The sequence below is a fragment of the Burkholderia sp. BCC0397 genome (assembly GCF_902832865.1).
GTDB lineage: Bacteria > Pseudomonadota > Gammaproteobacteria > Burkholderiales > Burkholderiaceae > Burkholderia.
Window position 1 is genome coordinate 16,969 of record NZ_CADFDL010000017.1, and the last position, 11,827, is coordinate 28,795.

Here is an 11,827-nt window from a genome sequence, read left to right on the forward strand (position 1 = left end):
TTTTTCGATCCGACGGAGGCAGCTCATGCGAACCGACGCACTCGACGGAAAGGATCTCGATTACTGGTGCGCACGCGCGTTGTGCGTCGATGACGAAGACACGCTGCGCTTCACGGCCGTCGCGCCGACCGTCGTCGTGACGGCCGCGTGCGACGCGTTCCGGCACCTCGATGCGCCGTTCGCGCCTTCGGCGTCGTGGGCCGATGCGGGCGCGGCGCTCGATCGCGTGGACGACCTGCGGATCGCCCGCCACGGCGACGACGTCGAATGCGACGCGACCTTCGTCGACGGCCCGTCGACCTGCGGCGCCCATGGCCGCGATGCGCGCGAGGCGCTGCTGCGCGCGTTCGTACGCGCGCGCTTCGGCGACGAGGTGGACGAGCCGCCGCCGTTCCCGCACCGGATCGAACATGGCGCGGTGGTGCGGTACGACCCCGGTGTGCCGATTCCGGACACGGACGACGATCCGGCGACGGGCGACAGCACCGATATCCGTTCCATACCGCGCATGTAGTGCACGCGTGGGCCCGGCGGTCATGTAAAAACGACAGTCCCCTTCGATCCGCATTCCCGTCGATGCCCCGCCCCGCTGGCGATTGCGCAGCAGGCACGCCAGTTGCGACGCACCGGCTTTACCGCTCGCCGCCACCCGCCCGCGCCACGCCATGGACTCCACACCACCGTTCGCTCCGCACCTCTACTTCTGCGACGCCCGCCTCGTCGGGCCGCTCGACGCGTGGCCGCAGACCTTCGCGCATATCGCGGGGATGGGCTTCGATCACGTGCTCGTCGGCGCGTTCTGGGCCGCGAGCGTCGCCGGCTTTCCGCGCCATGTGGCCGATTTCCGGCGGCCGGCCCAGTCGTTCGAGACGCGCGCGAGCGCGCTCGAAACCTTCTCACGGCTCGCGCAACTGGCGAAGGGCCACGGGCTGCGCCTGCTGCTCGAAGTCGTGCCCGATCGCATCGCGTGCGAAAACCCGCTGCGCGCCGAGCATCCGGACTGGTACGTCGAGCGCCCGCACGACGACGCGCTGATCGATCCGCGCGGCACCGCGCACGGGCTGGATATCGCGCATGCGAACACCGGCGACGAAGCGGCGCGCGACGCGCTGTCGGCATGGTGGTGCGCGCATCTCGCGACGTTCGCCGACGCGGGCGCGGCCGGCTTCCTGATCGATGCGCCACACCATCTGCCGGCCGACTGGTGGCCCGGCTGGCGCGCGGCGCTGCGCCGTGCGCGCCCGGATGTCGCGGTGCTCGCCGGCGTGCCCGGCCATGCGCGCGACGCGCTCGCGCAGCTCGAAACCGCCGGGTTCGACGCGGTGTTTTCATCGGTGCGCTGGTGGGACCTGCACGCACCGTGGTTCGCGGACGAACACCGGCTGCTGCGGCGCATCGGCGCGCCGATCGCGTTTCCCGATGCGCCCGACGGCCCGCGTCTCGCCGACGACTGGCCCGACGCATCGGACGACACCGTCGCCCGCGCGTATCGCCGTGCACTGTGGACGGCGGCGGCCGTCGGCACCGGCTGGCTCGTGCCGATGGGTTTCGAGCGCGGCGTGACGGTGCCGCTGATGGCGCGCGACGCGGATGCCGAACGCTACCGCGCGGCGTTCGAGCGCGCCCGTTTCGACCTGTCCGGCGCGCTCGCCGATGCGAACGCGTGGCGGCGCGCCACGCCCGTTGCGGCGGCCCGCGGCGAAATCGTGCAACTGAGCGCGCCGGGCGCGAGCGCGACCGTGCTGCTGCGCGGCACCGGGCCGTCGCTCGAACACGACGACGCGGCGTTGCTGATCGCGTTGAATCCCGATCTCGACGCGCCAGCGACGGTCGACCCCGCGACGATCCTGCCCGGCGTGCCGGGCGGCTTCACGCGCGTCGCCACGCAGGGCGGCGCGCAAACGCATCCGCCGGCCGCGCTCGAGCCGTTCACGCTCGCGCCCGGCGCGTATGCGCTGCTGCACGCGTGGCAGGCGCCGCCCGTCACGGTGCACGCCGACGCCGCGCGCGAGCGCACCGCGCTGTCGGCAGCGCTCGCCGCCGACCGGATCGCGATCGAGCGCGTCGAGCCGTCGGTCGACGGCGGCCGCTTCGCGATCAAGCGCGTGATCGGCGAGCCGCTCGTCGTCCGTGCGTCGATCTTCACGGACGGCCACGCGCATCTGGCGGCCGTACTCCAGTGGCGCGCCGCCGACGACGACACCTGGCGCGAAGTCCCGTTCGAAGCCGAGCCGAACGACCGTTGGCATGCGCGCGTCACGCTCGACCGGCTCGGTCGCCATGAATTTCGCGTGATCGCGTGGCGCGACGACTGGGCGTCGCTCGTCACCGACATCGGGAAAAAGCGGGCCGCCGGCCAGGACGTGACGCTAGAGGTGCGCGAAGCGCAACTGCTGCTCGCGACCGCGCTGAAGCTCGCCGAGCCGGCCGATCCGCGCGCGGTCACGCAGATGAAACGGCTCGCCGCCGAGCTCAAGGACGCGTCGCCCGACGACTGCCTCGCGCGGATCGGCGCGCCCGCGCTCGCCGACGCGTTCGCGGCGCTGCGCTACCGCCCGTTCGTCACGCACGACGCGACGACCTATCCGGTCGACGTCGAACGCCGCAAGGCGCGCTTCTCGAGCTGGTACGAGATGTTTCCGCGCTCGGCGAGCGACGATCCGCACCGGCACGGCACGTTCGACGACGTGATCGCGCATTTGCCGCGCATCCGCGACATGGGTTTCGACGTGCTGTATTTCCCGCCGATCCACCCGATCGGCACGTCCGCCCGCAAGGGCCCCAACAACAGCCTGACCGCCGGCCCCGACGACGTCGGCAGCCCGTACGCAATCGGTTCGCCCGACGGCGGGCACACGGCCGTGCATCCCGAACTCGGCACGCTCGACTCGTTCCGCGCGCTGATCGACGCCGCGCGCGTGCACGGGCTCGAGATCGCGCTCGATTTCGCGATCCAGTGCTCGCCCGACCATCCGTGGCTCGCCGCGCATCCGGGCTGGTTCGCGTGGCGGCCCGACGGCTCGCTGCGCTTCGCGGAGAATCCGCCGAAGCGCTACCAGGACATCGTGAACCCCGATTTCTACGCGGCGGACGCGCTGCCCGACCTGTGGCTCGCGCTGCGCGACGCGGTGCTGTTCTGGGTCGACGCGGGCGTGCGGATCTTCCGCGTCGACAACCCGCATACGAAGCCGCTGCCGTTCTGGGCGTGGATGATCGCCGACGTTCGCGACCGGCATCCGGACGTCGTGTTCCTGTCCGAGGCGTTTACGCGCCCGGGAATGATGTATCGCCTCGCGAAAGTCGGCTTCTCGCAGTCGTACACGTACTTCACGTGGCGCGAGTCGAAGCGCGACTTCATCGACTACCTGACCGAGCTGACGGCCGGCCCCGCGCGCGAATTCTTCCGGCCGAACTTCTTCGTCAACACGCCCGACATCAACCCGCGCCACCTGCAGAACGCGCCGCGCTCGCAGTTCGTGATCCGCGCGGCGCTCGCGGCGACGCTGGCCGGCTCGTGGGGCCTGTACTCGGGCTTCGAGCTCGGCGAATCGGCGCCGCTGCCGGACAGCGAGGAATACGCGAATGCCGAGAAATACGAGCTGCGCGTGCGCGACTGGAGCAAGGCCGCGCACATCGGCACGGAAATCGCGCGGCTGAACCGCGCGCGGCGCGATCACCCGGCGCTGCAGACGCATCTCGGGCTCACGTTCGTCGACGCCGACAACGACTCGGTGCTCGTGTTCATGAAGGCGACGCCCGCGTTCGACAGCGTGGTGGTGGTCGCGATCAGCGTCGACCCGTGGCATCCGCAGGCCGCGAACTTCACGCTCGATGCGGCGCTGTGGCGCGGCCTCGGGCTGGTCGACGGCGAACCGCTCGATGCGCTCGAACAGGACGCCGCGCAAGCGGAAACCTGGCGCGGCCATCGCCAGTACGTGTCGCTCGATCCGCACGTGCGGCCGTACGCAATCTGGCGGCTCGCGCCGTCTCCGGGCGCCGCGCGGGCGGCGACGCCCGCGCCGGACGACGCCCGACACTCTTCGGGAGCCCACGGATGATGAAACGCGAAGATTCCCTCGACGACGTGCGCCGCGCGCAATTCCCGTCGCTCGCGCCGGCCGGCACGCCGCGCCGGCGCCGCGCGCGCCGCCGCGAACCCGCGCTCTGTGCGGACGATCCGCTGTGGTACAAGGACGCGATCATCTACCAGGTGCACGTGAAGTCGTTCTACGACTCGAACAACGACGGCATCGGCGATTTTCCCGGCCTGATCGCGAAGCTCGACTACATCGCCGAACTCGGCGTCGACACGATCTGGCTGCTGCCGTTCTATCCGTCGCCGCGCCGCGACGACGGCTACGACATCGCCGACTACCGCGACGTGCATCCCGACTACGGCACGCTGGCCGACGTGCGGCGCTTCATCCGCGAAGCGCATTCGCGCGGCATCCGCGTGATCGCCGAGCTCGTGATCAACCACACGTCGGACCAGCATCCGTGGTTCCAGCGTGCGCGCCGCGCGAAGCCCGGCTCCACGCATCGCGACTACTACGTGTGGTCCGACACCGACACGAAATACGCGGGCACGCGGATCATCTTTCTGGATACCGAAACGTCGAACTGGACCCACGACCCGGTGGCCGGCCAGTATTACTGGCACCGCTTCTACTCGCACCAGCCGGACCTGAACTTCGACAACCCGGCCGTCGTGCGCGAAGTGATCCAGGTGATGCGCTTCTGGCTCGACCTCGGCATCGACGGGCTGCGGCTCGACGCGGTGCCGTACCTGGTCGAGCGCGAAGGCACCAACAACGAGAACCTGCCCGAGACGCATGCGATCCTGAAGCGGATCCGCGCGACGATCGACGCCGAGTACCCGAACCGGATGCTGCTCGCGGAAGCGAACCAGTGGCCGGAAGACGTGCAGGAATACTTCGGCAACGAGGACGAATGCCACATGGCGTTCCACTTCCCGCTGATGCCGCGCATCTACATGTCGATCGCGAGCGAGGACCGCTTCCCGATCCTCGACATCATGCGGCAGACGCCGGCGCTCGCGCCGAGCAACCAGTGGGCCGTGTTCCTGCGCAACCACGACGAGCTGACGCTCGAGATGGTCACCGATTCGGAGCGCGACCTGCTGTGGCAGACCTATGCGTCCGACCGGCGCGCGCGGATCAACCTCGGCATCCGGCGCCGGCTCGCGCCGCTGATGGAGCGCGACCGGCGCCGCATCGAGCTGATCAATTCGCTGCTGCTGTCGATGCCCGGCACGCCGGTGATCTACTACGGCGACGAGCTCGGGATGGGCGACAACATCCACCTCGGGGATCGCGACGGCGTGCGCACGCCGATGCAGTGGTCGTCGGACCGCAACGGCGGCTTCTCGCGCGCCGACCCGGAACTGCTCGTGCTGCCGCCGGTGATGGGCTCGCTGTACGGCTATGACGCGATCAACGTCGAGGCGCAGACGCGCGATCCGCATTCGCTGCTGAACTGGACGCGCCGCATCCTCGCGACGCGCCGCGCATCGCAGGCGTTCGGGCGCGGCACGATCCGCTTCCTGCGCCCGGACAACCGCAAGGTGCTCGCGTACCTGCGCGAGCTGGACGGCCACGAGCCGGTGCTGTGCGTCGCGAACCTGTCGCGCGCGTCGCAGGCGGTCGAACTCGACCTGTCCGAATTCGCGGGCCGCGTGCCGATCGAAATGACGTCCGATTCGCCGTTTCCACCGATCGGCCAGCTCCCGTATCTCCTCACCTTCCCGCCGTACGGGTTCCTGTGGTTCGTGCTCGCCGAGCACGGCCGCGAGCCGTCGTGGCGGCAGCCGCATGCGGAGCCGCTGCCCGAATACGTGACACTCGTGATGCGGCGCGGCGATACGCGGCCGGACGTCTCGCAGCTGCATGCGCTCGCGCACGACGCGCTCGCGTCGTGGCTCGCGCGGCGGCGCTGGTTCGCGTCGAAGGATCGCAAGATCGGCGACGCGTGGCTGAACGTCGTCACGCCGATCCCGGACGAGCCGTTCCAGTATGCGGAGGCGTGGGTGTCGGCCAGCGACGGCGGCGCCGAACGCTACGTGGTGCCGCTCGCGACCGCCTGGGGCGGCGAGACGTCCCATCCGCTGTTCGCGCAACTGGCGCTCGCGCGCGTGCGGCGCGGCCATACGGTCGGCTACCTGACCGACGCGTTCGCGCTGCCGGCGTTCTCGCGCGGGATGCTGCGTAAGCTGCGCGACGGCGCGACGGTGCCGACGGCCGACGGCGGCCGGCTCACCTTCCTGCCGGAAGACGCGCTCGCCGGGCTCGACCCGGGCGACGACGCGGAGGTGCGCTGGCTCGCGGCCGAACAGAGCAACAGCTCGCTCGTGATCGGCGACGCGATCGTGCTGAAACTCGTGCGCAAGGTCGCGCACGGCATTCATCCGGAAGCGGAAATGAGCCGGCACCTGACGCGCATCGGGTATGCGAACACCGCGACGCTGGCCGGCGAAGTCGTGCACGTCGATCCGGACGGCACGCCGCATACGGTCGCGATCCTGCAGCGCTACGTCGACAACCAGGGCGACGCATGGACGCGCTCGTTCGACTTCCTGCGGCGCGCGATCGACGAGCTCGCGCTGCCCGCCGCGGACGAAGGCGACGCCGCCGAAACGGACGAAGAGCCCGATGCGCTGCTCGGCTACGCGGCGTTCGCGGGCATCATCGGCACGCGGCTCGGCCAGTTGCACGTCGCGCTCGCGCAGCCGTCCGACGATGCCGCGTTCGCGCCGGAGCGGGCGACGCCCGAGCACGTCGACGGCTGGTGCATGGACGCGATCGCATCGTTCGAGCGCGCGCTCGACGTGCTGCGCACGCGGCTCGATGCGCTCGACGCGGCCACCCGCGCATCGGCCGACGCGCTGCTCGCGTCGCGCGACGCGGCCGTGGCGGCGCTCGGCGAACTCGTGCCGCGCACGCTCGATGCGCAATGCACGCGGATTCACGGCGATTTTCATCTGGGCCAGGTGCTCGACGTGCAGGGCGACGCGCTGCTGATCGATTTCGAAGGTGAACCGGCGCGCGCGCTCGAGCGGCGTCGCGCGAAATCGCATCCGCTGCGCGACGTGGCCGGCCTGCTGCGCTCGCTGTCGTACGTGAGCGCGACCGCGCAATTCGCGATCGAAAAAGCGCCGCCGCAGGCCGCCGGCCGCAAGCGCGCGCTGTTCGACCGCTTCGGGCAGGCCGCCGCCGACCGCTTCGTCGAATGCTATCGCGCGGCCGCGGACCTCGCGCCCGCGCGCTTCGTCGACCCGCGCTACGCGGACCGCCTGCTCGCGCTGTTCCTGATCGACAAGGCGTCGTACGAGCTGTGCTACGAAGCCGCGAACCGGCCCGACTGGCTGAGCGTGCCGGTCGGCGGGCTCGCGGCGCTGGTCGAGCGGCTGCTCGGCGACGGCGTGCTGCCCGACGACGGAGGACACCCATGACCGACACGCTGTTCGACCGCGCCGATATCGACGCGCTGCTCGCCGGCCGCCATCCCGATCCGTTCGCGTGCCTCGGGCCGCACGAACAGGCCGACCAAGTCGTCGTGCGGGCGCTGCTGCCCGGCGCCGAACGGGTGCGCGCACTGTCGCCGGACGGCGCCGAACTCGGCGCGCTCGCGTGCATCGATCGCGCCGGCTGCTTCGCTGGGACGATCGCGCACGACGGCGACTGGCGCCATTACCTGCTCGCGATCGACTGGCCGGATGCGCACCAGGTGACCGACGACGCGTATGCGTTCGGCACGCTGCTCGACGACGCGGCGCTCGCGCGCTTCTCGGCCGGCGATCCGGCCGCCGTGCTCGACTGCCTCGGCGCGACGCCCGTGCGCATCGACGATACCGACGGCGTGCGCTTCGCGGTCTGGGCGCCGAACGCGCAGCGCGTGTCGGTGGTTGGCGATTTCAACGGATGGGACGGGCGCCGCCATCCGATGCGGCTGCGGCGGCCGTCGGGCGTGTGGGAGCTGTTCGTGCCGGGCATCGGCGCGGGCGAGCGCTACAAGTACGAGCTGCGCGCGGCCGACGGGCGCGTGCTGCCGCACAAGGTCGATCCGTGCGCGCGCGCGACCGAAGCGCCGCCGCACACGGCATCCGTGGTCGCCGACGTCGCGGCGCTCGACGCGTTCGCGTGGCACGACGACGGCTGGATGCATGCGCGGCCGCGCATCGATCGCTATCGCGTGCCGTGGTCGATCTACGAGGTCCATCCGGAATCGTGGCAGCGCGTCCCCGAGGAAATGGAGCGCAGCGCGACGTGGGACGAGCTGGCGGAACGGCTGATTCCGTACGTCAAGGGCATGGGCTTCACGCATGTCGAGTTCATGCCGATCGCCGAATACCCGTTCGGCGGCTCGTGGGGCTACCAGCCGCTCGCGCAGTTCGCGCCGTCCGCGCGCTTCGGGCCGGTCGACGGTTTCGCGCGGTTCGTCGATCGCGCGCATGCGGCCGGCATCGGCGTGATCGTCGACTGGGTGCCCGCGCATTTTCCGAACGATGCGCACGGGCTCGCGCAATTCGACGGCAGCGCGCTGTACGAGCATGCCGATCCGCGCGAGGGGATGCATCCCGACTGGAACACCTGCGTGTTCAACCTCGGGCGCACCGAGGTCAGCGCGTTCCTCGTCGCGTCGGCGCTCGCGTGGGCGCGCCGCTATCACGTCGACGGCATCCGCGTCGATGCGGTCGCGTCGATGCTGTATCGCGACTATTCGCGCAAGGAAGGCGAATGGGTGCCGAACGTGTACGGCGGCCGCGAGAACCTCGAATCGGTCGCGTTCCTGCGCCGGTTGAACGACACGCTGCACGGTGCGGTCGCGCCGGCCGGCGTCGTCACCGTCGCGGAGGAATCGACCGCGTGGCCGGGCGTCACCGCGCCGACCGCCGACGGCGGGCTCGGCTTCGACTTCAAGTGGAACATGGGCTGGATGCACGACACGCTCGCGTATCTGCACGAAGACCCGATCCACCGCCGCTATCACCACGACCGGATGACGTTCGGGCTCGTGTACGCGTTCTCCGAGCGCTTCGTGCTGCCGCTGTCGCACGACGAGGTCGTGCACGGCAAGGGCTCGCTCGTCGCGAAGATGCCCGGCGACGCATGGCAGCGGCTCGCGACGCTGCGCGCGTATTTCGGCTTCATGTGGGCGCATCCCGGCAAGAAGCTGCTGTTCATGGGCAGCGAATTCGCGCAATGGGCCGAGTTCGCGCACGATGCGACGCCGCACTGGGACTTGCTCGACGCGCCCGCGCATCGCGGCGTGCAGCGGCTCGTGCGCGACCTGAACCGCACGTATGCGGCCGAACCGGCGCTGCATGCGCTCGACTGCCATGCGGCCGGGTTCTCCTGGCTGATCGGCGACGACCGCGACAACAGCGTGTTCGCGTTCGCGCGCCGCGACGATGCGGGGCACCTGGTCGTCGCCGTCTGCAACTTCACGCCCGTGCCGCGCGCCGGTTACCGGCTCGGGCTGCCCGCGCCGGGTCATTGGCGCGAACTGATGAACACCGATGCCGCGCCGTACGGCGGCACCAACGCCGGCAACGACGGCGCCGTGTGGGCCGAACCGGTGCCCGCCCACGGCGAGGCGTGGTCGGCGACCTTGCGCTTGCCGCCGCTCGCGACGCTGTGGCTCACTCCCGCCTGATTTTCCGCGCCCTCGACACGGAGATTCGCCCCATGCCGACCGCCCTGCCCGCCCGTCTCGAACCCGGCCGCAGCTACCCGCTCGGCGCCACCTGGGACGGACTCGGGACCAACTTCGCGGTATTTTCCGCGCATGCGCAGCGCATCCAGCTGTGCGTGTTCGATCCGACCGGCCGCAAGGAACTCGCGCGCCTCGACCTGCCCGAATGCACCGACGAGGTGTGGCACGGCTACCTGCCCAACGCGCATCCGGGCACCGTGTACGGCTTTCGCGCGGACGGCCCGTACCAGCCGCAGCACGGCCACCGCTTCAATCCCACCAAGCTGCTGCTCGACCCGTACGCGCGCAAGCTGGTCGGCCAGTTCCGCTGGTCGGACGCGCTGTTCGGCTATCGCGTGCATTCGAACCGGGCGGACCTGTCGATCGACCGCCGCGATTCGGCGCCCGCGATGCCGAAGGCTGTGGTCGTCGACGAGGCATTCGACTGGAGCACCGACCGCCGCCCGAACGTGCCGTGGCGCAGCACCGTGATCTACGAGACCCACGTGCGCGGCGCGTCGATGCGCCGCGCCGGGCTGCGCCCGCCGGAGCGCGGCACGTTCGCATCGCTCGCGCATCCGGCGTTCATCGATCATCTGCTGTCGATCGGCGTGACGACGGTCGAGCTGCTTCCGGTTCATGCATTCCTGCAGCAGCGCGCGCTGGTGCATCGCGGGCTGCGCAACTACTGGGGCTACGACACGGCCGCGTTCTTCGCGCCGGAACCCGCGTACCTCACGACGCGGCGGCTCGACGAAATGCGCATCGCGATCCGCCAGTTGCATGCGGCCGGCATCGAAGTGGTGCTCGACGTCGTCTACAACCATACGGCGGAAGGCAACCAGCTCGGGCCGACGCTGTCGTGGCGCGGCCTCGACAACGCGAGCTATTACCGGCTGCGGCCCGACGATCCGCGTTACCACGTCGACGAAACCGGCTGCGGCAACACGCTGAACATGTCGCATCCGCGCGTCGTGCAGATGGTGATGGACTCGCTGCGCTACTGGGCGACCGCATTCAACATCGACGGCTTCCGCTTCGATCTCGGCGTGACGCTCGGCCGCGAGGATCACGGCTTCGAGCCGGGTGCGGGTTTTTTCGACGCATTGCGGCAGGACCCGGTGCTCGCGCAGCGCAAGCTGATCACCGAACCGTGGGATCTCGGCCCCGGCGGCTATCAGCTCGGCCGCCATCCGCCCGGTTTCGCCGAATGGAACGACCGCTTTCGCGACACCGTGCGGCGCTTCTGGCGCGGCGACGCCGGACAGCGCCCGGAACTGGCCGCGCGGTTGTCAGGCTCGGCCGACCTGTTCAACCACGGGCGGCGCCGCACGTGGGCGTCGGTCAATTTCATCACCGCGCACGACGGCTTCACGCTGGCCGACCTCGTGTCGTATGCGGGCAAGCACAACGACGCGAACGGCGAGGACAACCGCGACGGCCGCGACGACAACTGCAGCGCGAACTGGGGCGCCGAAGGGCCGACCGACGACGAGGCGATCCGCGACGTGCGCGCGCGCGTCGCGCGCTCGATGCTCGCGACGCTGTTTACCGCGCTCGGCACGCCGATGCTGGTAGCCGGCGACGAATTCTGCCGCACGCAGCAGGGCAACAACAACGCGTATTGCCAGGATAACGAACTGTCGTGGCTCGACTGGGAGCTGGCGCACAGCGACGACGGCGTGCAGATGACGCGCTTCGTGTCGCGGCTCGCCGCACTGCGGCGCATGTACCCGGTGATGTCGGCGCCGCGCTACCCGTCGGGCGACCGCGACGGCGCGCCGGGCATGCGCGAGATCGCATGGTTCGACGAACGCGGCGACGCGCTCACCGTGCCCGCATGGGAAGACGGCGAAGGCCGCGCGCTGACGATGCGGCGCGTCGGCACCGGCCGCACCGGCCGCACCGAGGCGTTGCTCGTAATGCTGAACGCGTCGGCCGACACCATCACGTTCATGCTGCCCGCGCCCGTGCTCGACTACCGCATCCTGCTCGACACCGCGACACCCGACTCGGGCCCGCGCTCGTGGCCGGAAGCCGGGTTCGACGTCGCCGCGCACGCGGCCGTGATCGCGGTCGCGGCCGTGCCGCCGCCCGATCAGCCCTCTTGAGGACC

General features: G+C 70.5%; 5 protein-coding genes. All 5 read left to right on the forward strand.

From position 1 onward, the window contains the following. Nucleotides 1-25 precede the first annotated feature (25 nt). Nucleotides 26-514: a phage protein NinX family protein gene (locus HWX03_RS32480; protein WP_174429775.1), complete on the forward strand. Its 489-nt coding sequence runs from the start codon at nucleotides 26-28 to the stop codon at nucleotides 512-514. A gap of 151 nt (nucleotides 515-665) precedes the next feature. Next, nucleotides 666-4,058, forward strand: coding sequence for a maltotransferase domain-containing protein (locus tag HWX03_RS32485; protein ID WP_175874077.1), 3,393 nt, complete (start codon nucleotides 666-668; stop codon nucleotides 4,056-4,058). Continuing rightward, nucleotides 4,058-7,468 (forward strand): maltose alpha-D-glucosyltransferase, encoded by a 3,411-nt coding sequence (gene treS, locus HWX03_RS32490; RefSeq protein WP_175874175.1) that lies wholly within the window; start codon nucleotides 4,058-4,060, stop codon nucleotides 7,466-7,468. Before HWX03_RS32485 ends, treS begins: the two co-directional genes overlap by 1 nt. Further along, a complete protein-coding gene (gene glgB / locus HWX03_RS32495) occupies nucleotides 7,465-9,672 on the forward strand; it encodes a 1,4-alpha-glucan branching protein GlgB (RefSeq protein ID WP_175874078.1) in 2,208 nt (735 codons plus the stop codon). Before treS ends, glgB begins: the two co-directional genes overlap by 4 nt. A 32-nt stretch (nucleotides 9,673-9,704) precedes the next feature. After that, a complete protein-coding gene (glgX, locus tag HWX03_RS32500; protein ID WP_175874079.1) occupies nucleotides 9,705-11,822 on the forward strand; it encodes a glycogen debranching protein GlgX in 2,118 nt (705 codons plus the stop codon). The last annotated feature ends 5 nt before the right edge of the window (nucleotides 11,823-11,827 follow it).